The organism is Streptomyces sp. NPDC048417, assembly GCF_040651615.1.
Classification (GTDB): Bacteria; Actinomycetota; Actinomycetes; order Streptomycetales; family Streptomycetaceae; genus Streptomyces.
In genome coordinates this window covers 81,638-102,371 of record NZ_JBEZKI010000016.1, presented here as the reverse complement: position 1 = coordinate 102,371, position 20,734 = coordinate 81,638, and the positions used below count along the sequence as shown (strand labels likewise).

Genomic DNA, 20,734 nt, shown 5'->3' with positions numbered 1-20,734 from the left:
GCGGAGCCCCATGTCGACGCGGCTCCGCGCCCCTGACGGGGCGCTGCCGCTTACGGGGTTTTTCGGGCTACGCAGGTTTCGAGATGGTCGTTCACCAGGCCGCATGCCTGCATCAGGGCGTACGCCGTCGTCGGCCCGATGAAGCGCAGGCCGCGCTTCTTCAGGGCCCTGGACAGGGCCGTCGACTCCGGAGTGACCGCCGCGACGTCGGCGATGGTCTTGGGGGCCGGGTACGTACCCGGCCCCGGGGCGAACGACCAGATCAGCTCGTCCAGCTCGCCCGGTTCCCACTCCGCCAGGACCTGCGCGTTGGCCATCGTCGCGTCGATCTTCAACCGGTTGCGGATGATGCCCGGGTCGGCCAGCAGCCGCTCCCGGTCCTCGTCCGTGAAGGTGGCGACCTTCTCGATACGGAAGCCGGCGAAGGCGGCCCGGAAGCCGGGGCGGCGGCGGAGGATCGTGATCCAGGAGAGGCCCGACTGGAAGGCCTCCAGGCTGAGACGTTCGTAGAGGGCGTCGTCGCCGTGGACCGGGCGGCCCCACTCCTCGTCGTGGTACGCGACATAGTCCTCGGTGGACAGGGCCCAGGGGCAGCGCAGTCTGCCGTCCGGCCCGGCCACGGCCGCTCCGTCGGTCACGGCCGGTCCTCCGGCTCGGGCTTGGCCAGCGAGGTGTGGGGAGCGGCCTGGGCGCCGGCCAGCGTGGACTCCAGGTCGGCGATCCGGGCGTCGCGCTCCGCGAGCTCGGCACCGAGGCGGCTGAGCGCGTCGTCCACGTCCGCCATGCGGTAGCCGCGCGGGGCGAGCGGGAAGCGGAGGCTCTCCACGTCGGCGCGGTTCACCGGGCGGTCCGGGGGCAGCGGGTCCTGGAAGCGCTCGGGCGCCACCTCGGGCAGCGGGCCGCTCTCGCCGCCGCTCACCACGGAGAGCGTGACCGCGGCGACCACGACCGCGAGCGCGACGACCAGGAACAGGAACATAACCATCGCGGTGGCCCCCAGGCTCGATGAAGCTCGGTGCGCACTCATGGTGCCGAGTGCGCTTAGTGTGCTCGATGTCGAATGTGTCTGTGTCCGATCGTGCCATGCGAGTCTGACAGTTCGGGTCGCAGGCGGTCGTACCAAGGGACTTACTACGAGAGGTCACAGGCGATGCTCAGGCTGGGCAAGCGGGAATTCGCACCGCACGAACCGGTGATCATGGCCATCGTGAACCGGACCCCGGACTCCTTCTACGACCAGGGGGCGACCTTCCACGACGAACCCGCCCTCGCGCGCGTGGAGCAGGCGATCGCCGAGGGGGCCGCGATCGTCGACATCGGCGGGGTGAAGGCCGGGCCGGGCGAGGAGGTCACCGCCGAGGAGGAGGCGCGGCGGATCGTCGGGTTCGTCGCGGACGTGCGCCGACGGTTCCCGGAGGTCGTGATCAGCGTGGACACCTGGCGGGCCTCGGTCGCGGAGGCCGTCTGCGAGGCCGGGGCGGATCTGCTGAACGACGCGTGGGGCGGGGTCGATCCGGGGCTGGCGGAGGTCGCGGCGCGGTACCGGGTGGGGCTGGTGTGCACGCACGCGGGTGAGGCGGAGCCGCGGACACGGCCGCACCGGGTGACGTACGACGACGTGGTGGCCGACATTCTGCGGGTGACCCTGGGGCTGGCCGAGCGGGCCGTGGCGCTGGGGGTGCCCCGGGAGTCGGTGATGATCGATCCCGGGCACGACTTCGGGAAGAACACCCGGCACAGCCTGGAGGCGACGCGGCGGCTGGGCGAGATGGTCGAGACGGGGTGGCCGGTGCTGGTCTCCCTGTCCAACAAGGACTTCGTGGGCGAGACGCTGGACCGGCCGCTGAAGGAACGGGTGATCGGCACGTTGGCGACGACGGCGGTGTCGGCGTGGCTGGGGGCGCAGGTGTACCGCGTCCACGAGGTGGCGGAGACGCGGCAGGTCCTGGACATGGTGGCGTCGATCGCGGGCCACCGGCCTCCGGCGGTCGCCCGGCGCGGGCTGGCGTAGCTTCCCGGGGGCTCCGCCCCCCGGACCCCCGAAAGCCCCGCCCGCCCACCACCCGACTCGGCGAGTCGAGAGGTGCACGAACCGGGGCAGGCGGGAAACGACCGGTCCTAGCGGCCCGCCTCCTTCGACACCAGGGCCACCGCCTCCCCCACCTCGTCCGTGACGTGGAACAGGAGCAGGTCCTTCTCGCTCGCCTTGCCCTGGGCGATCAGGGTGTTCTTGAGCCAGTCGACCAGGCCGCCCCAGTACGCGCTGCCGAACAGCACGATCGGGAAGCGGGTGACCTTCTGCGTCTGGACGAGGGTGAGCGCCTCGAAGAGTTCGTCGAGGGTGCCGAGCCCGCCGGGCAGCACCACGAAGCCCTGCGCGTACTTGACGAACATCATCTTCCGCACGAAGAAGTACCGGAAGTTCAGGCCGATGTCGACATACGAGTTGAGGCCCTGCTCGAAGGGCAGCTCGATGCCGAGGCCGACCGAGACACCACCCGCCTCCAGGGCGCCCTTGTTGGCCGCCTCCATCGCACCCGGGCCGCCGCCCGTGATGACCGCCCAGCCGGCCTCGACCAGTCCCCGGCCCAACTGCACTCCCGCGTCGTACTCCGGCGACTCCACCGGCGTCCGCGCCGAGCCGAACACGCTGATCGCGGGCGGGAGTTCGGCGAGCGTGCCGAACCCCTCGATGAACTCCGACTGGATGCGCAGCACCCGCCAGGGGTCCGTGTGGACCCAGTCGGAGGGACCGCCCGCGTCCAGCAGACGCTGGTCCGTCGTGCTCGCGGTCACCTGACCGCGCCGTCGGAGGACCGGTCCCAGGCGCTGCTCGTCCGGCGGCACCTTCTTCCCCTCGGGGTTCCCGGTAGGCATATGTGCGCTCCCTCCGCTTGCAGGTGTATCCGCCTCAGCGTAGATCCACCCGGGTTACGGGCGCGGGACGTCGGCATGTCCGGTGCGAAGCGCCGCCGGGAGGCTCAGCCGGTCAGCCAGGCGCGCAGTCGCTCCTCGCCCGCCAGGATCTTCCCGGTTTCGACCCTTTCGTCCCGCTTGTGCGCCAAGTGCGGGTTGCCGGGGCCGTAGTTGACCGCCGGGACGCCGAGGGACGAGAAACGGGAGACGTCGGTCCAGCCGTACTTGGGCATCGGGGTACCGCCGACCGCCTCGATGAAGGCGGCCGCGGCCGGGTGGGAGAGGCCGGGCAGCGCACCGGGGCTGTGGTCGTCGACCACGAACTCCTCGACCCCGCAGTCGGCGAAGACCTCGCGGACGTGCGCGATCGCCTCCTCCTCGGAACGGTCGGGGGCGTACCGGAAATTGACGGTGACCACACACTCGTCGGGGATGACGTTGCCGGCCACTCCGCCCGAGACGCCGACCGCGTTGAGGCCCTCGCGGTACTCCAGGCCGTCGATGACCGGGTAGCGCGGCTCGTAGGCGGCGAGCCGGGCGAGGATCGGGGCGGCCGCGTGGATCGCGTTGGAGCCCATCCAGGAGCGCGCGGAGTGGGCCCGCTCTCCCGTGGTCTTCAGCAGGACGCGCAGGGTGCCCTGGCAGCCGCCCTCGACCTCGCCGTTCGACGGTTCGAGGAGGACCGCGAAATCGCCCGCCAGCCACTCCGGATGCGCCTCGGCGACGTGCCGGAGGCCGTTGAGATGGGCGGCGACCTCCTCGTTGTCGTAGAAGACGAAGGTCAGGTCGCGGTTCGGGGCGGGGACGGTGGCCGCGATGCGCAGCTGGACCGCCACGCCGGACTTCATGTCGCAGGTGCCGCAGCCCCACAGCACGCCGTCCTCGTCCAGCCGGGACGGCACGTTGTCCGCGATCGGGACGGTGTCGATGTGGCCGGCCAGGATCACGCGCTCGGGGCGGCCGAGGTTCGTGCGGGCGATCACGTTGTTGCCGTGGCGGTCGACCGTCAGGTGCGGCAGGGCGCGCAGCGCGGCCTCGATCGCGTCCGCGAGCGGCTTCTCGGTGCCGCTCTCCGAGGGGAAGTCCACGAGTCGCGCGGTCAGCGCGGCGGCGTCCAGCGTGAGGTCAAGCGAGGTGTCGGCCATGGCCCCGACCCTAACGCGCAGTACCGGGCGGGCGGTTTCACAGGCTTCCGGACCAGGGGGTGCGCGCCTCGTACTCTCCAGTATGTTGTACGCGTGCCAGAGCCGTCCCCCACCCGCCCCACACGTCGCCGCCGTGTCCTGCGTTTCGTGTCGGGTTTGCTCATCCTGTGCGCCGTCGCTGCCTATCTGGTCGTCCAGTACGTCACCGGCGGCGGTGGCGCCGAGGGCTGCAAGGTCGTCTCGGGCCGCAGCGACAGCGAGTCGTACGAGTTCACGCCCGAACAGGCGGTGAACGCGGCGACGATCGCCGCCGTCGGCACCGGGCGCGGTATGCCCGAGCGGGCGGTGGCCATCGCCCTGGCGACCGCGCTCCAGGAGTCGGGACTGCTCAACATCGAGCACGGCGACCGGGATTCGCTGGGCCTGTTCCAGCAGCGGCCCTCGCAGGGCTGGGGCACCGAGAAGCAGATCCTGGACCCGGCGTACGCGGCGGGCATGTTCTACGCACACCTGGACAAGGTGCGCGACTACGAGACCCTGCCGCTGACGGTGGCCGCGCAGCGCGTGCAGCGCAGCGGCTACCCGGAGGCGTACGCCAAGCACGAGACGGACGCCACGCTGCTCGCGGCGGCCCTGACCGGGCAGGCGGCGGCCACGCTGACCTGCGACGGGCGCCCGGCGGCCACGACCGAGGCGGCGGCGACGGGGCCGGACGCGGTGCGGACCGCGCTGGTACGGGACTTCGGGCGGGACGCGGTCGAGGAGGCCGGCGCGGAGGTGAACGGCTCGTCCGGGAGTTCGCCGACACCGACGCCGAGCGTGACCGCCACGGCGCACGGGCGGACCGTGACCGTGCCGGTGCCGCAGGGCGGGAAGACCGACAAGTCCGGGCGCACCGAGCGCGAGCGCGGCTGGCAGCTGGCGCACTGGGCGGTCGCCAACTCCTCGGCGCTGCACATCCAGCGGGTGTCGTACGCCGGCCAGGAGTGGTCCGCCGGAAGCACGGAGAGCCAGTGGCAGGCGGCGGCCGGTTCGCAGGGCGCGGGCGGGTCGGAGAAGTCCGCGGGGTCGGTGCGGATCGTGACCGGGCAGTAGTTCGGCCCTTCACTCCTGCGGGTCGGCCCGGGCGGATCGCGCGCAGGGTGTGCGCAGGTTTTCGCACGGTCACTCGCGCATGCGCGAAATCCCTTGGGAACACGAGGCCGTAAGGATTCTGCTGATCTCGGTGAGGTCTCGACCCAGGCACTCTTTGCCCATTTTTATCCACACCCGATAATGCGATGCGTTATCAACTCTTTACCTTTGGCCTCCGCAACCTTCGCGGGCTTCGAGCGGTAGTCACGGCGATCACGTTCCCTCCCGTCGAATGGAGCATCATGTCCCTCCCTCTGACCCGCCGGATCGCCCGTGCCGCGCTGCTCGTCGCAGCGGGAGCGGCTGCCGGGGTCGGTGCGGCCGGCTCCGCCAGCGCGGCCCCGAGTCTGCCGGCCACCCCGAACCTGGGTGGTATGACCGCCCTGGACGGAGCCAGCGTCGGCAACACCGCCGACGCCGCGGCGCAGAACGTCACCGGGGCCGTCGGCCACACCGGTGGCAAGGCGGTCGAGTCGGCCCTGCCGGCCGCGGGCAAGACCGGCGGCAAGGCCGTCAAGGTGGCGGCGCCGGTGGTGCAGCACGCCGCGGGCGACGCGGCCGGCTCCGCCGGTGGGCTGCTGGGTGAGACGGCGGCCACGGCGACGAAGGGTGGGCTGCCGACGGACGGGCTCGCCAAGGGTGGGCTGCCGGTCAAGGGCCTGCCGCTGGGCGGCTGACGCCGCGGCGCCGGTGGTTTGAGAAGGGACCCGGGGTTTGCCGCCCTGGGTCCCTTTTCGTTGTGTGTCGTGTGTGCGGGCCGGGGGGCGCGCCCGCGCGGCAGAGCCGCACATGGGCACAGAGCCCCGCGCCCCTGACGGGGCGCTCCGACACAGGTCTGCGCTAGGCGAGCCGCTCCACGGCCGCCCGTACGCGCTCGTCCGTCGCCGTCAGGGCCACGCGTACGAAGTTCTCGCCCGCCTCGCCGTAGAAGTCGCCCGGTGCCACCAGGATGCCGCGGTCGGCCAGGTGGGACACCGTCTGCCAGCAGGACTCGTCCCGCGTCGCCCACAGGTAGAGGCTCGCCTCGCTGTGTTCGATGCGGAAGCCGTGGGCCACCAGCGCCTCGCGGAGCAGGCCGCGGCGGGACGCGTAGCGCTCGCGCTGTTCCTGGACGTGGGTGTCGTCGGAGAGGGCCGCCACGACCGCCGCCTGCGTCGGCGCCGACGTCATCATGCCGCCGTGTTTGCGGATCTCCAGGAGCGGGCCGAGCACCGCCGGGTCGCCGGCCAGGAAGGCCGCGCGGTAGCCCGCCAGGTTGGACCGCTTGGAGAGGGAGTGCACGGCCACGATGCCGTCGTACGAGCCGCCGTTCACGTCCGGGTGCAGGACCGAGACCGGGTCGGCCTCCCAGCCCAGTTCGAGGTAGCACTCGTCGGAGAAGACCAGGACGCCGTGGGCGCGGGCCCAGGCGAGGATCTCCGTCAGCTCCCGCTGGGAGAGGACCTTGCCGGTCGGGTTGGACGGGGAGTTCAGCCAGAGGAGCTTCAGGTTCGTCGGGTCCAGGTCGCGCGGGTCGTCGTAGACCTCGTACTCCGCGCGGGCCAGCCGGGCGCCGACCTCGTAGGTGGGGTACGCGAGGCGCGGGTGGGCGACCTTGTCGCCGGGGCCGAGGCCCAGCTGGGTGGGGAGCCAGGCGACGAGTTCCTTGGAGCCGACGATCGGCAGGACGTGGCGGTGGGTGACGTCGCGGGCGCCCAGGCGGCGCTCGACCCAGCCGGTGATCGCGTCGCGCAGCGCCGGGGTGCCCCAGACCGTGGGGTAGCCGGGCGAGTCGGCCGCGTCGATCAGGGCCTTCTGGATCAGGTCGGGGACCGGGTCCACCGGGGTGCCGACCGAGAGGTCGACGATGCCGTCCGGGTGCGCCGCTGCCGTCTTTTTGTACGGCTCCAGCTTGTCCCAGGGGAAGGTGGGCAGACGGTCGGAGACTGCGGACACGGTCACTGGCTCACTTTCTTCGGTACGACCGGTACGACCGGTACGACCGGCGGTACCGGCACGACCGGCACGGCAAACGCCTCGGCCCCGCAGACGCCGATCGGGTGCGATCAGGCCGTACGGGACCGAGGCGGCACGGTGATGCGGCGGGCCGCCGGTGTGGGTTACTCGGCCTGCGGGGGCAGCGCGGCGACGAAGGGGTGGTCGCGCTCGATCAGGCCCAGCTTGCTGGCGCCGCCGGGAGAGCCGAGCTCGTCGAAGAACTCGACGTTGGCCTTGTAGTAGTCCTTCCACTCCTCCGGAGTGTCGTCCTCGTAGAAGATCGCCTCGACCGGGCAGACCGGCTCACAGGCACCACAGTCAACGCATTCGTCCGGGTGGATGTACAAGGACCGCTGGCCCTCGTAGATGCAGTCGACCGGGCACTCCTCGATGCACGCCTTGTCCTTCACGTCGACACAAGGCTGCGCGATGACGTAGGTCACGCTGTCGTTCCTCCTCGATTGGGCGCCGGCGGGCCTCCGTAGGCTCCGCCGCCTGGCGCGCGGGAGCGCGGCGTCGTCGATGCCCACCTCTAGTATCTCCGTTCTCGGGCGTGATCCGAACAGGAGGGGTGAACTGACCAGTGGAAATCTCGGCCGCAGGGCGCTTCGAGGTCCGTATCACCGCTGCTGACGTGGGCAAACGGGTCTCCGTGCGCCGTTTGACCGGAAATGACGTCACCGGGGAGAAGTTCACCGACACGGTGGGTGTTCTCACATCATGGGACGACGACGGCATGCTGACGATCACCCGGCGGGACGGGGAGATCGTCCGGATACCGGAGTCCGCGCTGGCGGCGGCCAAGATCGTGCCGAGGGCTCCGGCGCGCCGCCGGGGACCGGCGGCGACATATCGGGAACTCGCGCGTGTCGCCTCGCGCGGCTGGCGGCCGGTGGAGAGCGAGCCGCTGGGCGAGTGGGAGTTGCGGGCCGCGGCCGGGTTCACCCGGCGGGCCAACAGCGTCCTGCCGCTCGGCGATCCGGGGCTGCCGCTCGACGCGGCCCTGGATGCCGTACGGCGCTGGTACGGCGAGCGCGGGCTGCCCGCGTACGTGCAGACCGCGACCGGCGCCGAGGGCACGCAGGAGCTGCTCTGCGCGGAGCTGGAGCGGCGGGGCTGGGTGCGTGAGGTGAGCGCCGAGCTGTGGACCGGCGCGCTGGCGCCGGTGGCGGACCGGGCGGAGGGGGCCGGTGTGGTGCTCTCCCGGTCGGCCGACGAGGCCTGGCTGGCGCGCTACCAGCGCAAGGGGGTGAGCGAGGTGGCGCTGCGGGTGCTGGGCGGCGGGCCGTCGGTGTGGTTCGCGACCGTTCCCGGCGAGGGTGCCCCGGCGGCCATCGGGCGGCTGGTGGTGGACGGCCGGTGGGCCGGGTTCGCCGCCGTCGAGGTGGACCCGGCGCTACGGCGCCGGGGACTGGCCGGCGAGGTCATGGCCGCGCTCGCCCGGCGGGCGCTGGAGGAGGGCGCGTCGGCGGCCTGGCTCCAGGTGGAGGCGGAGAACACGGTGGCGCGGGCGATGTACACCGGGCTGGGGTTCGGGGCGCACCACGCCTACCACCACTACAGGGCGCCGGAGGCGGACGGCTGAGGCCGCCGCGGTACGGATCGTTCCGGAAGGGCACCAAACAGCTATGCATCCCCCGTATCCAGATCCCGATCCAGAGCCACGTCCGCAGCTGCGTCCGCCGTCGCCGGAGCGGGCCGCCGAGGTGAAGGAGCGGTTCGCCGAGGAGGCGCGGTCCGAGCGGCCCGATCTGGCGACGCTGTGTCTGCTGCTGGGCGCGGCGGCCGACGGCTCGCTCGACGAGGCCGGGATCGACGCGGCGCAGATGGAGCTGGACCGGCTGGCCGGGCAGCTGCCGTACCGGCCGGGCGGGCCGCTCGCCTGGGCCACGGCGGCGCACCGGATGCTGGGCGAACGGTTGGGCTTCCACGGCACCGCCGCGGACTACCGCCGGCTGGGGTCCTCCCTGCTGCACGAGGTGCTGCGCCGGCGGCGCGGGCTGCCGATCCTGCTGTCCGTGGTGTGGCTGGAGGTGACCCGGCGGGCGGGTGCGCCGGTGTACGGGGTCGCGCTGCCGGGGCACTTCGTGGTGGGGTTCGGGCCGGCGGAGGAACAGGTGCTGGCCGATCCGTTCGACGGGGGGCGGGTGCTGAGCGGGGCGGACGCGCAGACGCTGGTGGTGGGGGCGGCGGGGGTGCCGCTGGAGCCGGCGATGCTGGAGCCGGCCGAGCCGCTGGACGTCGTACGGCGGATCCTCAACAACGTACGGGCCTGGGCGGCGGCCCGGCCGGAGCGGTCGGACGTGGGCCTGTGGGCCGTGGATCTGTCGCTGCAGATGCCCGCGCACCCGGCCCGGCTGCGGTACGACCGGGCGCGGCTGCTGGTGGAGCGGGGTGACTTCGTCGACGGCGCCGAGGAGTTGGACGAGTACGCGGAGTTGATCGACGTGGTCGACGAGGGGGCGGCGGAGAAGGTGCGGGGCGAGGCCCGGGCGGCCCGGGCCCGTCTCAACTGACGGGAGTGAGGGCCGCCGCCGCTTCGCCGTAGGGGTGGTGGTGCGGCGTGCGCGGCTGCGGGTACGTCGTGGCTTGTCGCGCAGTTCCCCGCGCCCCTGGGTCGGCCACCCCGCCCGACGCCGGAAGACTGCCGTCGCCCAGTCCTTCGTGCCCGCCGCCGCATTCCCTTCCCGACGCCGGCTACAGCCAGCCCTTCTCCCTCGCGATGCGGACCGCTTCTGCCCGGTTCCGTACCGCCAGCTTCTGGATGGCCGTCGAGAGGTAGTTCCGTACCGTCCCCTGCGAAAGGTGCAGCGCCGCCGCCAGCTCCGCGTTCGTGGAGCCGTCGGCCGCCGCGCGCAGGACCTCCCGCTCGCGGTCGGTCAGGGGGTTGGCGCCCTCCGCCAGGGCCGCCGCGGCCAGGGTGGGGTCGATGACGCGCTCGCCGGCCAGGACCTTGCGGACGGCCTCGGCGAGTTGGGCGGCGGGGGCGTCCTTGACCAGGAACGCGTCGGCGCCCGCCTCCATCGCGCTGCGCAGATAGCCGGGCCGCCCGAAGGTGGTGAGGACGACCAGCTTCACGGCGGGCAGCGCCTGGTGCAGCTGCGCCGCCGCCTCGATGCCGGTGCAGCCCGGCATCTCGATGTCGAGCAGGGCCACGTCGATGCCGTGCGCCCGCGCCGCCGCCAGCACCTCGTCGCCGCGCGCCACCTGGGCCACGACCTCGATGTCGTCCTCCAGGCCCAGCAGCGCGGCCAGCGCCTCCCGGACCATCGACTGGTCCTCGGCGAGAAGGACCTTGATCGTGCTGCTCATGCCCCGGATCCTACGGGCCTGCCGACGCCGAGCGGGACCCGGGCGACCAGCCGGAACCCGCGCTTCAGGCGCCCCGCCTCCAGCGTGCCGCCGGCTTTCTCCAGCCGCTCGGTGAGACCGGTGAGGCCGTTGCCGGGGCCCTTGCCGGAGCCGCCCGAGCCGTTGTCCTCGACGGCGAGTTCGAGGACCGGTCCGTCGAGGGTCTGGCGGCGCAGCAGTTCGACCGTGCAGGCGCTCGCGCCACTGTGCCGGACGACGTTGGTGATCGCCTCCCGGAGCGCCCACGCGAGCGCCGCCTCGCCGTCCTCGGGCACTCCGGCGAGGTCGGGGTCGGCCGGGACCTCGGCGGTGACCGCGGCGGCGGTCAGGGCGACCTGGGCGCCGGCCAGTTCGTCGGCGAGCCGGGGCCGCCGGTAGCCGGTGACCGCCTCGCGGACGTCCACCAGGGCCTGCCGGCTGACCTGTTCGATGTCGGAGACCTGCTGGGCCGCCTTGTCGGGGTGGTCGGGGAGCATCCGGCCGGCCAGCTCGCTCTTCAGCGTGATGAGGGAGAGCGAGTGGCCGAGCAGGTCGTGCAGGTCCCGGGCGAGACGCAACCGCTCCTCGTTGGCGGCCAGTTGGGCGACGGTGGCGCGGGCCTTGCGCAACTCGATGGTGGTGGCGACGAGTTGCCGTACACCTGTCATGGAGAAGCCGACCAGCGACACCACCAGGAACAGGCCCCAGGCCTCGTCCATGTCGTGGACGTACCAGCCCGCCAGCATCATGGCCGCGGTGGTCAGCGGGATCGTCCAGTAGGCCACCCGCAGCGGGAAGGTCACTCCGCACATCACGGAGACGTACACGAACAGACCGAACCAGGAGCCGCCGAGGCTGAAGGCCAGCACGACCGCGAGCGTCCCCTCCACGGCGATCGCGGTGGTGACGATCCAGCCGCGGAAGGGCCGGCCCATGGAGCGGAAGACGATGGACAGGTAGATCCCGACGAAGGCCGTCAGGCCCACCCAGCCGGCCACCGCGACCCCGGTGGTGTGGTGGCCGGAGGCCAGGTCGTCCGCCGGGGAGGCGAGGAAAACCAGCCAAGGCAGGACCCACACCATCTTGCGCATCGCCTCGCGCCGGCTGCGGGGCGGCTGGCCGATGCGCACCAGCCGGTCCGCCCGGGCTTCGTCCTCGGACCGAAGGTCTTCCGTCATCGTGCTCACGCCTTCAGCGTGTCCTTCCGGTACAGCCAGGCCGCGCCGCCGGCGAAGAGGGCGAAGAAGACGACGAGGATGGCGATGTCCTGGGCCTTCGGGGCCTGGCTCTGCTCGATGGCCCGCCCCAGTGCAGCGTACGCGTGCGTGGGCAGCCACTTCGCGATGTCCTGGAGCCAGGTCGGGAAGGAGGAGGACGGCCACCACAGGCCGCCGAGGATCGACAGGCCGAAGTAGGTGATCATCGTGATCGGGCGGACCGCGTCGCCACTCGCCAGATACCCGATGGCGACGCCGAGCGCGGCGAAGACCAGGCTGCCGGCCCAGATCGCGCCGGTGAGGGCGAACCACTGCCAGGCGTCGAGGCGCACGTGCTTCACAGCCGCGGCGATCAGGAAGACGACCACGATGGACGGCAGGCTCACCACGGCGGCGCTGGCGGTCTTGGCGAGGACGTAACCGCGCCCGGGCAGGGTGGTCAGCCGCAGCTGCCGTACCCAGCCGCTCTCGCGCTCCCTGGCGATGCGCTCGCTGTTGCCCATCAGGACGGCGGTCAGGGCACCGAAGGAGGCCATGGAGACCATGACGTAGGCCGCGAGGGAGAGCCCCGAGTCGTCGACGGTCTGGGTGGTGTCGCCCTGGCCGGCGACCAGCAGGAAGATGATCGACGGGTAGATCACCGAGAAGAACAGGAACTTGCGGTTGCGCAGGGCCCGGGCGAGCTCCAGCTTGATCAGGGCGTTCATGGCTGCGTGGCCTCCTTGGCCTCTTCGGCCTCCGTGATGGCGACGAACGCCTGCTCCAGGCCGAGCCCGGCGACTTCGAGGTTGCGGGGGTAGACGCCCAGGCCGTAGAGGGCGTGGACGGTGGCGTCGGCGTCGGACGACTGGATGCGGACCGTCTGGCCACTGCCCGCGGCGGAGCCGCTCCTTGACACAGTGAGGGCGGTGAGGAACGGCAGCGCCCGCAGCGACGCCTCGTCGATCTCGCCCTCCAGGTCGAACGAGATCCGGCGCGCTCCCGCCTTCGCCTTGATCTCGGCTGCCGTTCCGTCGGCGAGCAGCCGCCCGCGGTGCAGCACCAGCACCCGGTCGGCGATGGCGTCGGCCTCTTCGAGGTAGTGCGTGGCGAACAGGACCGTACGCCCCTGGTCGGCCTGTTCCCGCATGGTGGCCCAGAAGGCCTGGCGGGCGGAGACGTCCATGCCGGTGGTCGGCTCGTCCAGGACGATCAGGTCGCTGTCACCGGCGGTCGCGAGCGCGAAGCGGACGCGCTGGGACTGGCCGCCGGAGAGTTTGTTGACCTTGCGGTCGGCGATCCCCGAGATGCCCGCGCGGGCGAGGACGTCGCTGACCTTGTAGGGCTTCGGGTGCAGATCGCAGGCGAGCTTGACCAGCTCGCGCACGGTGACCTCGTCCATCAGGCCGCCGCTCTGCAGCATCGCGCCCACCCGGCCGGCGACGATGGCCTCGCGCGGGGTCATGCCGAAGACGCTCACCGAGCCGGTGTCGGCGTGCTTGAGGCCGAGCAGCAGATCGAGCGTGGTCGACTTGCCCGCGCCGTTGGGCCCGAGCAGGGCCACGGTCTCCCCCGGGTGCAGCCGCAGCGAGAGCCCGTCGACGGCCCGCACCTTCCCGTAGGTCTTGCTCACCTGGTCGAACCCGACCACCACCGGGGCACCGGTGGCGGTCGTCGCCGCTGTCGTTGTCATGCCGTCCATGCTCGCGGCGAACCCCTGGCCGGGGGCAGTGCCGACCGTCCGGAGTGCCGTATGACAGATGTCATGAGCAGCACGTGACATGACGAGAGGGGGCGCCCGGTGAGTACCGGGCGCCCCCGTTGGCTGCGTTCCTCAGGACACGCTGATCAGCATCCTCGCGTGCCGCTCTCGATGGAGGACTCCGTACCGCCCCACCAGATTCCGCCGACAGCCGCGACACAGTAGTTCGCCGTGCCGGTCACGCCGACAGGACCCGCCTGGTACGAGTAGGAACCGCTGTCCACAGGGGAGTTTTGGGTCGGGGTGCAGACCTTCCCCGTGCCCGACGTCTGCGAGCAGCGAAGGATCTGGACGTCGGTGGGAGCGGCAACGCCGTAGGACACTCCACGATGGTAGAAGCAGGCGCTGTTGGTGCCGCCGTTGCTGCTGTTGTAGTAGATGACCAGCTCACCTATGACGCTCCCGCTACGGGAGACGGTCGCGTCGTGGGTGATGGTGCCGGAGCACGAGGTGGCGGCCTGCGCCGGCGACGCGAGGAACAGACCGGCTCCGGCGAGCATGAGCATGCTGGAAAGGAAGACCATGGGTGCGACGGATCATGTGCATGCAGATTCCTGTCCAAGTCGAATGCCGACGAGATGGATCTTGCAGCGAGCCGGGTCACCGCATCGCCGTCCGTAAGCTCAACTCTCGTTAATTAAGTGGCAGTTTGCACCAGCCCTCGACCATGACACACAACGAGAGAGGGCACCCGGTGATCACCGGGTGCCCTCTCTCGTTGTTGTTCGACTAGCTCGGGTTCGTCTTGATGACACCCACCCGGTTCGTCTTGCTCAGCAACGCCTGGCGCATGGCGACGTAGACGTCCTGCGGGGTGACGGCCGTCTTCTCGCCGCTGGCGCGGGTGATCTTGACGCCGTCGAAGGTGCTGCCGTAGAGCTCCTTGAGCGCGTTCAGGTCGGGGCTGTCGACGAGCTTGCCGTTGACGGCCTTGACCCGGAGGAACTTCCACAGGGAGTTCTGCGGGCTCATCGGCAGCGGGACGCCGGTGTCCGTCTTGACCGTGACCAGGCCCGACATCGCCGGCTCCGCGAACGCCTTCATCTCGCGGTCGACCTCGGCGTTCGAGACCGTCGGCTGCACGGTGGTCGTCGGTACGGCGACCGCTGAAGCCGTGCCCGTCTCCACCGTCGACTCGTACGCCTGCTTGACCGCGTTCGTGGAGGCGGCCGCGTCGATGCCCTTGCCCGCCTTGCCGTAGACCGCGACGGCCTTGCCGGAGGTGAACTTGATCGTGCCCTCGGTGACCGAGCCGGAGCTGCCGCCGAGGCCCTTGAGGGCGGCCTGGAGCTTCTCCTCGTCGACCGGCATGGCGGGGTCGACGACCCGCTTCTGGCCGAACAGGGAGCCGATCACGGAGACCGGGTTGTAGTCGCTCTTGGCGGCCGCCTCGACGGTGTTCTGCATGTCGAACTGGAGGCCCGCCTGGTCCGGCGGCAGCGAGACGGCCTTGCCGTCGACCGACAGCTTCAACGGCTTGTTCACCCGCGTGCCGAACGCGTCGTCGAGCTTCTTGACGGCGTCGTCGCGGGTGCCGCCGCCGATGTCGACGCCAAGCACCGTGGTGCCCTTGGGCACGTCGGAGTGGTTCATCAGGAGCCCGGCGCCATAGACACCGAGGCCGGCGACCACCACGACACCGACGAGGAGCGGCAGCTTGCCGCGCTTCTTCTTCGCCTTGGCCTTGCCCTTGGACTCGGCCGGGGGCGGCGAGACCGGTTCGGGCAGCTTCGGGGGCGTGTGCGGCAGCGGGCCGTCGGCGGGCGTGCCCGGCGCGAACGGGGAGTTCGCGCCCGGCGGTACGACCGGGATGCCGCTGGTGACGGTGTGTCCGGAGACGTTGTCCGCCGGGGATCCGTAGCCGGGCGTGCCCGGTTCGGGGGCGGGCTTTTGCGGGGTGAGGATCGCGGTGTCGTCGCTCAGGCCGCCGCCGGGTCCGAGGCCGGGACCGGCGGGGGCGGTGCGCGTGCCGGGTCCGGCCTGGGCGTGACGGCCGGCGGGGCCGCCCGGGCGGGCACCGGGGCCGGCCGGGCCGCCCGGCGCGCCGAAGGGCTCGCCACCGTTGAAGGGCGCGCCGCCCGGACCCGCGAAGGACTCACTGCCGTTGACCGGCGGGATGAACGGACCGTCGCCGGTGACCGGGCCGCCGGTGGGGCCCGCCGGGCCCTGCGGGCCGCCGGGGCCGCCGGGGAGGCCGGGGCCGTTGAAGCCGCTGGGGCCGCCCGGACCGGCCGGGCCGCCGCCGGGCGCACCGGGGCCGGGCTGGGCGCCGTTCTGGCCGCCGTTCCCAGTGAAGTACGGCAGTTCGTCGCGGCGGGGCTCGCCGGGGCCCTTGGCGCCGCCCCGGGGGCCGCCGAGCGGGCCCGCGGCGAGCGCCTCGGTCACGTCGAAGGAGCCGGTGCCGCCGCCGTGCCCGGGAGCCACCGGGCCGCCGGTCGCGCCCGTGGGCAGCCCCGCGCCGTTGGTCGAGCCGCTCCGGGACGTGCCGGGCACGCTCATGGAGCCGACGACACCGCCGGGGCGGCCGCCGTTCGGACGCGCGGCACCGGGGGCGCCCTGCGCGGCACCGGGGGTGCCCTGTGCGGCCGGGCCGTTCGGCGCCGGGGCGGGCGAACCGCCGGGCGTGCCGACGCCGTTGGTCGCGCCGCCGCGCTGACCGCCCTTGGCAGGGCCGGACTTGCGCGGCGCGAACCAGTCGCTGGGCTTGTCCCCGGTGGCGGGCCCGGGCGCGGTCTCGGCGGGCGGCTCGACGGTGCCGGTGGACCCGGTGGGCCCGCTGGACATCGTGGCGCCCGTCGGCTGCGCGTGCGTGCCCGTCTCCTCGCCGGCGCCGCTCTCGGCGTCCGTGACAGGGGTACGGACGACCACCGGCGGAATCGGCCGGGATCCGGGGATGTTGATCCGGATCCGGGTCGTCAGCGTGGTCTCGGTCTTGCGTTCCTCCGGCTGCGCGGCCGAACGGCCCGCGCCCTTGCCGTCGTCGGAAGCCATGGGGGTCCCGTACGGCGGTGTGCCCGAGGGGTATGCGGCTCCCCCGCGCCCGTCGGGCCCGGAGGAAGGAGTGTCAGTTTCACGACTCAAGGCAGGTTCTCCCGGTTGGCTCCGCCGCCCGTACGACCTTGCTCGGGCGGCTCGGCGGCGCGCACCACCATACTGGCCACTTCTGGCGCTTATCCCATGACCGCTGGGGAAACCCACACCGGACTGTCACGCGCGCCGCACGGCGAACTGGTACGTCACTTGCCAAGTCGGGCGCCGTCCGTGTCAGGTTGCCGCCCCAAACCCATAGTGGCGCAGATCACAGCCAGCGCCATGCCGCCGAGCAGGAAGAGATAGGAACCGCCTCCCGCACCGAACAGGAAGTCGCCCTCGGGTCTGCTGGCGGTGAGCAGGATGACGGCGACGACCCAGCCGAACGCCGGTGCCACGGCCCCGGAGCGGCTGCCCAGCGCCCGCGACCCGCCGAGGAAGAGACCGGCGGCGCCGGCCAGGGCGAGCAGCAGCCCACCGGGGAACCAGGCGGCCTGGACGAGGGCCCCGGCGAGGCCGACCAGGGCGCCGAGCACGATCAGCCCGAACAGGGCGGCGATCCGCCCGGCGGGGGGCCGTTGCAACGGTTGCGCGAGCATCGAGCCGCGTCCGGCGGAACTCATGGTGCCTCCCCGATACCGGCGAAGAGATCGGTCTCGCGCGCCGCGCCCGGCTCGCCGACCACCAACTCGTAGTACTCGGTGACGAATACGGGCTGGGCCAGCTCATTGCTCAGCGCGAAGCAGGGGGTGCCGTGCGGCGCCACCTCGACCTGGGTGGCATGCGCGGCCATCGCTGCGGTCTTCGCGGTGGCGTACGTGGTGCCGTCGATCTCGGTGGTGATCCGGCGGTCGTCGACCACGCCCGGTACGTCGTCGACGGCGGCGGCCTTGGCGAACGGCAGCCCCGGCAGATCGTCCCGGAGCCGGGCGAAGGCGTCCTCGGCGACCGTGCGCGGGACGCGGTTCCAGTAGACCTTGGCGACGCGGTGGCCGGCCTCGGCGGCCAGCTCCACGGCCCGCACCGCGACACGGTGGGCCTGGATGTGGTCCGGGTGGCCGTACCCGCCGTTGTCGTCGTAGGTGACCAGGACCTGGGGGCGGATCTCAAGGATCACCTCGACCAGGTACCCGGCGGCCTCGTCGATGTCGGCCCGCCAGAAGCAGTGCGGGTCGTCGTTGTCGGCGGTGCCCATCATGCCGGAGTCCCGGTAGCGGCCGGGGCCGCCGAGCAACCGGAAGTCGCCGACGCCCAGTGCGCCCATGGCGGCGGCCAACTCACCCCGGCGGTACTCGCCCAGTGCGGGACCGGTCAGATGCCGCAGCTCGGGCGGGATGACCTCACCGCCCTCACCGAGGGTGCAGGTGACCAGCGTCACATGGACGCCCTGGTCCGCGTAGCGGGCCATGGTGGCGCCGTTGTTGATCGACTCGTCGTCCGGGTGCGCGTGCACGAGCAGCAGGCGCTGGGCGGGCAGCGGCCGGGCGGGCGGTTCCGTCATGTGCCCACCCTACGAAACGCCACCGACAGCGCCGCGCAGACCCGGTCGACGAGGCCGACCGGGTCGGAAGGTGGTCCGGGTCAGAACTTGATGCTGCCGATCATGCTGGCGACGTTGGTCGTCAGATCGCTGATCGTCGGCGCGATGGTCGAGGAGGCGAGATAGAAACCGAGCAGCACGCAGACGACCGCATGCCCGCCCTTCAGACCCGACTTCTTGATCAGCAAGAAGACGATGATCGCCAGCAGCACCACCGCCGAAATCGAGAGTGCCACGGCGGCTCACCTCCAAAGATCCCAGGGACGCGGGGGGTTCGGGTATGGGGGTTGTAGATCGGTACAGCAAATCCATGCGCAAGCCAGCAGGTTCATACCCACTCAGCGGTAGTGATCATAACTATGCGTGCTCGCGCATCGCTCGGCGCACGGCCGCACAAGGGGGCGCATGGCCAATATGGTCGGGGCATGAAGACCGAGGCTGTCTCATTCCCCCGCCGGCACGCCCGCACCCAGCGTTTCACGCTCGGCGCGCCGCGCGCGTTCACCGTGGCCCCCGACGGCTCCCGCGTGGCGTTTCTGCGCTCCGGTTCCGGTACGGACCGGGCCAATTCCCTGTGGATTCTCGATGTGCCGAGCGGCGAGGAGCGCCTCGCGGCCGACCCACGCACCCTGCTCGGCGGCGCCGACGAACACCTCTCGGCACAGGAGCGGGCCCGTCGCGAACGCAGCCGTGAGGGCGGTGCCGGCATCGTCGGGTACGCCACCGACGCGACCCTGGAGCTGGCGTCTTTCGCCTTGTCAGGGCGGCTTTTCACGGCGGAGCTCAGGGCCGGCACGACACGCGAACTCACGGTCCCCGGACCGGTGATCGACCCGCGCCCGTCCCCCGACGGCCGCCAGGTCGCGTACGTCACGGAGGGTGCCCTGCGGGTCGTGGGCGCCGACGGCGCGGACGACCGGCCGCTGGCGGAGCCCGAGTCGGAACAGGTCACCTATGGACTGGCCGAGTTCATCGCGGCCGAGGAGATGGGGCGTTCGCGCGGCTTCTGGTGGTCGCCGCGGTCCGACCTGCTGCTGGTGGCCCGGGTGGACGACACGCCGGTACAGCGGTGGTGGATCGCCGACCCCGCCCACCCCGGGCGTGAGCCACATCATGTCGCCTACCCGGCGGCGGGCACCGAGAACGCGGACGTACGGCTGTTCGCCTACGACCTCGAAGGGGGGCGCGTGGAGGTCTCCTGGGACCGGGCACGCTACCCCTACCTGGCGCGTGTGCACTGGTCAGAGGCGGGTGCACCGCTGCTGCTCGTACAGGCGCGCGACCAGCGCAGCCAGCTGTTCCTCGCGGTGGACCCGGGGTCGGGGGCGACCCGGATGGTGCACGCCGACGAAGATCCAACATGGCTTGAACTGTTCGGTGGAGTGCCCTGCTGGAGCCCCTCCGGACAGCTGGTACGGATCGCCGACGAGGGCGGCGCCCGGGTGCTCGCGGTGGGCGAACGGCCACTCACGGGTGCCCAGTTGCACATCCGTGCGGTTCTCGACGTGACCGCCGATGACGTGCTGGTTTCCGCGTCCGCCGGCGAGGAGGCCGAGTCCCCCGAAATCGGCGAGGTACACGTCTACCGCGTCAACGAACTCGGCGTGGAGCGCGTGTCGCAGGAGCCCGGCGTGCACACGGCCACGCGCGCCGGGGGCGTGACCGTATTGGTGTCCGCCACGCTGGACCGGCCGGGCGCCCACGTCCAGGTGCTGCGTGACGGAAAGCATCTGGCAACTGTCACGTCGTACGCCGAAGATCCTGGTTTGTCCCCGCGCGTGACACTCACCGAGGGGGGCGCACGCCGAATTCCGTGCGCCGTGCTTATGCCACGGGACTACCACGGGGACACTCCCCTTCCGGTTCTGCTCGACCCCTACGGGGGTCCGCACGGCCAGCGCGTGGTCGCCGCGCACAACGCCCACCTCACCTCCCAGTGGTTCGCCGACCAGGGTTTCGCGGTGATCGTCGCGGACGGGCGGGGCACCCCCGGCCGCTCCCCGGCCTGGGAGAAGTCCATCAAGGACGACATCGCGGCGATCGTCCTGCAGGACCAGGTCGACGCGCTCCAGGCGCTCGCCGCGGACTTCCCGCTCGACCTGACCAAGGTGGCCGTCCGCGGCTGGTCCTTCGGCGGCTACCTCGCCGCGCTCGCCGCCCTGCGCCGTCCGGACGTCTTCCACGCGGCGGTGGTGGGCGCCCCGGTGACCGACCTGCGCCTGTACGACACCCACTACCAGGAGCGCTACCTCGGCGACCCGGGCGAGCAGCCGGAGGTGTATCGCCGCAACTCGGTGATCGACGACGCGGGCCTGGTCGACGCGGCCGAACCGCACCGCCCGACGATGATCATCCACGGCCTGGCGGACGACAACGTGGTGGTGGCCCACTCACTGCGCCTGTCCAGCGCCCTGCTGGCCGCGGGCCGCCCGCACGAGGTCCTGCCACTGTCGGGCGTGACCCACATGACCCCACAGGAACAGGTGGCGGAGAACCTCCTGCTGCTCCAGCTGGACTTCCTGAAGCGGACGTTGGGCATGGCGCCCCTTTAGGGGCGCGGGGAACTGCGCGCTCGGCCCCCACCGGCCCGCAGGTTCACTTCGGCCGCACCCCGCGGAGCGTACGGCAACGGGCCGGGACGACATGGCGCGTCCCGGCCCGTTTACGGCACCCGCACGGCCGTACGCTGTTAAGCGTGCCGCGT

The 20,734-nt window shown here is 72.0% G+C and carries 21 protein-coding genes; 6 read left to right on the top strand and 15 right to left on the bottom strand.

Annotation, left to right across the window (positions count from 1 at the left end; genetic code table 11):
- Window positions 1-50: 50 nt before the first annotated feature.
- Window positions 51-638 carry a DNA-3-methyladenine glycosylase I gene (locus tag AB0D59_RS25200; protein WP_362569396.1) on the bottom strand — a complete coding sequence of 196 codons (588 nt, stop codon included), beginning with the start codon at window positions 636-638 and terminating at the stop codon, window positions 51-53.
- Window positions 635-985 (bottom strand): DivIVA domain-containing protein, encoded by a 351-nt coding sequence (locus tag AB0D59_RS25195; protein WP_351704692.1) that lies wholly within the window; start codon window positions 983-985, stop codon window positions 635-637. The genes AB0D59_RS25200 and AB0D59_RS25195 overlap by 4 nt, the downstream gene beginning before the upstream one ends.
- 165 nt (window positions 986-1,150) lie before the next feature.
- On the opposite strand from AB0D59_RS25195, the gene folP reads away from it, so the two are divergent.
- Entirely contained in the window at window positions 1,151-2,011 is an 861-nt protein-coding gene (gene folP / locus AB0D59_RS25190; protein WP_362569393.1) for a dihydropteroate synthase, read from the top strand.
- Window positions 2,012-2,118: 107 nt separating this feature from the next.
- Here folP and AB0D59_RS25185 read toward each other — a convergent pair whose 3' ends face one another.
- A complete protein-coding gene (locus AB0D59_RS25185; protein WP_362569390.1) occupies window positions 2,119-2,877 on the bottom strand; it encodes a TIGR00730 family Rossman fold protein in 759 nt (252 codons plus the stop codon).
- 104 nt (window positions 2,878-2,981) lie between these two features.
- A complete protein-coding gene (dapE, locus tag AB0D59_RS25180) occupies window positions 2,982-4,061 on the bottom strand; it encodes a succinyl-diaminopimelate desuccinylase (RefSeq protein WP_362569387.1) in 1,080 nt (359 codons plus the stop codon).
- A 93-nt stretch (window positions 4,062-4,154) separates the two neighbouring features.
- Here dapE and AB0D59_RS25175 point away from each other — a divergent pair, with 93 nt between their 5' ends.
- Window positions 4,155-5,156 carry a heavy metal transporter gene (locus AB0D59_RS25175; RefSeq protein WP_362569384.1) on the top strand — a complete coding sequence of 334 codons (1,002 nt, stop codon included), beginning with the start codon at window positions 4,155-4,157 and terminating at the stop codon, window positions 5,154-5,156.
- Window positions 5,157-5,437: 281 nt separating this feature from the next.
- Window positions 5,438-5,872, top strand: coding sequence for an ATP-binding protein (locus AB0D59_RS25170; RefSeq protein WP_362569381.1), 435 nt, complete (start codon window positions 5,438-5,440; stop codon window positions 5,870-5,872).
- 163 nt (window positions 5,873-6,035) lie between these two features.
- On the opposite strand, the gene AB0D59_RS25165 is transcribed toward AB0D59_RS25170, so the two are convergent.
- Both AB0D59_RS25165 and fdxA read right to left on the bottom strand, forming a co-directional pair.
- On the bottom strand, window positions 6,036-7,130 hold the full coding sequence (locus AB0D59_RS25165; protein ID WP_362569779.1) for a bifunctional succinyldiaminopimelate transaminase/glutamate-prephenate aminotransferase: 1,095 nt from the start codon (window positions 7,128-7,130) through the stop codon (window positions 6,036-6,038).
- A 164-nt stretch (window positions 7,131-7,294) separates the two neighbouring features.
- A complete protein-coding gene (fdxA, locus tag AB0D59_RS25160; RefSeq protein ID WP_007495984.1) occupies window positions 7,295-7,615 on the bottom strand; it encodes a ferredoxin in 321 nt (106 codons plus the stop codon).
- A gap of 140 nt (window positions 7,616-7,755) precedes the next feature.
- Between fdxA and AB0D59_RS25155 the strand changes: the two genes are divergently transcribed.
- Window positions 7,756-8,757 (top strand): GNAT family N-acetyltransferase, encoded by a 1,002-nt coding sequence (locus AB0D59_RS25155; RefSeq protein ID WP_362569378.1) that lies wholly within the window; start codon window positions 7,756-7,758, stop codon window positions 8,755-8,757.
- A gap of 43 nt (window positions 8,758-8,800) precedes the next feature.
- Window positions 8,801-9,688, top strand: coding sequence for a transglutaminase-like domain-containing protein (locus tag AB0D59_RS25150; RefSeq protein ID WP_362569375.1), 888 nt, complete (start codon window positions 8,801-8,803; stop codon window positions 9,686-9,688).
- A 181-nt stretch (window positions 9,689-9,869) separates the two neighbouring features.
- On the opposite strand, the gene AB0D59_RS25145 is transcribed toward AB0D59_RS25150, so the two are convergent.
- From AB0D59_RS25145 to AB0D59_RS25105, 9 genes are all read right to left on the bottom strand, one after another.
- Window positions 9,870-10,484, bottom strand: a complete 615-nt coding sequence (locus AB0D59_RS25145) for a response regulator transcription factor (RefSeq protein ID WP_351704668.1) — start codon at window positions 10,482-10,484, stop codon at window positions 9,870-9,872.
- Window positions 10,481-11,680: a histidine kinase gene (locus AB0D59_RS25140; protein ID WP_362569776.1), complete on the bottom strand. Its 1,200-nt coding sequence runs from the start codon at window positions 11,678-11,680 to the stop codon at window positions 10,481-10,483. Before AB0D59_RS25140 ends, AB0D59_RS25145 begins: the two co-directional genes overlap by 4 nt.
- Before the next feature lie 5 nt (window positions 11,681-11,685).
- Window positions 11,686-12,426, bottom strand: coding sequence for an ABC transporter permease (locus AB0D59_RS25135; RefSeq protein WP_362569372.1), 741 nt, complete (start codon window positions 12,424-12,426; stop codon window positions 11,686-11,688).
- Window positions 12,423-13,391 carry an ABC transporter ATP-binding protein gene (locus AB0D59_RS25130; protein ID WP_362569369.1) on the bottom strand — a complete coding sequence of 323 codons (969 nt, stop codon included), beginning with the start codon at window positions 13,389-13,391 and terminating at the stop codon, window positions 12,423-12,425. Before AB0D59_RS25130 ends, AB0D59_RS25135 begins: the two co-directional genes overlap by 4 nt.
- A gap of 155 nt (window positions 13,392-13,546) precedes the next feature.
- The gene (locus tag AB0D59_RS25125; RefSeq protein WP_362569366.1) at window positions 13,547-13,984 is read right to left on the bottom strand and encodes a hypothetical protein; all 438 of its coding nucleotides are present in this window, start codon (window positions 13,982-13,984) and stop codon (window positions 13,547-13,549) included.
- A gap of 205 nt (window positions 13,985-14,189) precedes the next feature.
- Window positions 14,190-16,541 (bottom strand): hypothetical protein, encoded by a 2,352-nt coding sequence (locus AB0D59_RS25120; protein WP_362569363.1) that lies wholly within the window; start codon window positions 16,539-16,541, stop codon window positions 14,190-14,192.
- A 155-nt stretch (window positions 16,542-16,696) separates the two neighbouring features.
- Window positions 16,697-17,113 (bottom strand): DUF6113 family protein, encoded by a 417-nt coding sequence (locus AB0D59_RS25115; RefSeq protein ID WP_362569360.1) that lies wholly within the window; start codon window positions 17,111-17,113, stop codon window positions 16,697-16,699.
- On the bottom strand, window positions 17,110-17,991 hold the full coding sequence (mshB, locus tag AB0D59_RS25110) for an N-acetyl-1-D-myo-inositol-2-amino-2-deoxy-alpha-D-glucopyranoside deacetylase (protein ID WP_362569357.1): 882 nt from the start codon (window positions 17,989-17,991) through the stop codon (window positions 17,110-17,112). Before mshB ends, AB0D59_RS25115 begins: the two co-directional genes overlap by 4 nt.
- 80 nt (window positions 17,992-18,071) lie before the next feature.
- Window positions 18,072-18,266, bottom strand: coding sequence for a hypothetical protein (locus AB0D59_RS25105; protein ID WP_351745642.1), 195 nt, complete (start codon window positions 18,264-18,266; stop codon window positions 18,072-18,074).
- 189 nt (window positions 18,267-18,455) lie between these two features.
- Between AB0D59_RS25105 and AB0D59_RS25100 the strand changes: the two genes are divergently transcribed.
- Window positions 18,456-20,582 carry a prolyl oligopeptidase family serine peptidase gene (locus tag AB0D59_RS25100; RefSeq protein ID WP_362569354.1) on the top strand — a complete coding sequence of 709 codons (2,127 nt, stop codon included), beginning with the start codon at window positions 18,456-18,458 and terminating at the stop codon, window positions 20,580-20,582.
- Window positions 20,583-20,734 lie beyond the last annotated feature (152 nt).

Coding starts and splice junctions, on each gene's coding strand:
- AB0D59_RS25195 (WP_351704692.1), bottom strand. CDS start 985: ATGGTTATGTTCCTGTTCCTGGTCGTCGCGCTCGCGGTCGTGGTCGCC.
- AB0D59_RS25170 (WP_362569381.1), top strand. CDS start 5,438: ATGTCCCTCCCTCTGACCCGCCGGATCGCCCGTGCCGCGCTGCTCGTC.
- AB0D59_RS25150 (WP_362569375.1), top strand. CDS start 8,801: ATGCATCCCCCGTATCCAGATCCCGATCCAGAGCCACGTCCGCAGCTG.
- AB0D59_RS25125 (WP_362569366.1), bottom strand. CDS start 13,984: ATGGTCTTCCTTTCCAGCATGCTCATGCTCGCCGGAGCCGGTCTGTTC.
- AB0D59_RS25115 (WP_362569360.1), bottom strand. CDS start 17,113: ATGAGTTCCGCCGGACGCGGCTCGATGCTCGCGCAACCGTTGCAACGG.
- folP (WP_362569393.1), top strand. CDS start 1,151: ATGCTCAGGCTGGGCAAGCGGGAATTCGCACCGCACGAACCGGTGATC.
- AB0D59_RS25185 (WP_362569390.1), bottom strand. CDS start 2,877: ATGCCTACCGGGAACCCCGAGGGGAAGAAGGTGCCGCCGGACGAGCAG.
- AB0D59_RS25130 (WP_362569369.1), bottom strand. CDS start 13,391: ATGACAACGACAGCGGCGACGACCGCCACCGGTGCCCCGGTGGTGGTC.
- AB0D59_RS25135 (WP_362569372.1), bottom strand. CDS start 12,426: ATGAACGCCCTGATCAAGCTGGAGCTCGCCCGGGCCCTGCGCAACCGC.
- dapE (WP_362569387.1), bottom strand. CDS start 4,061: ATGGCCGACACCTCGCTTGACCTCACGCTGGACGCCGCCGCGCTGACC.
- AB0D59_RS25140 (WP_362569776.1), bottom strand. CDS start 11,680: ATGACGGAAGACCTTCGGTCCGAGGACGAAGCCCGGGCGGACCGGCTG.
- AB0D59_RS25145 (WP_351704668.1), bottom strand. CDS start 10,484: ATGAGCAGCACGATCAAGGTCCTTCTCGCCGAGGACCAGTCGATGGTC.
- mshB (WP_362569357.1), bottom strand. CDS start 17,991: ATGACGGAACCGCCCGCCCGGCCGCTGCCCGCCCAGCGCCTGCTGCTC.
- AB0D59_RS25100 (WP_362569354.1), top strand. CDS start 18,456: ATGAAGACCGAGGCTGTCTCATTCCCCCGCCGGCACGCCCGCACCCAG.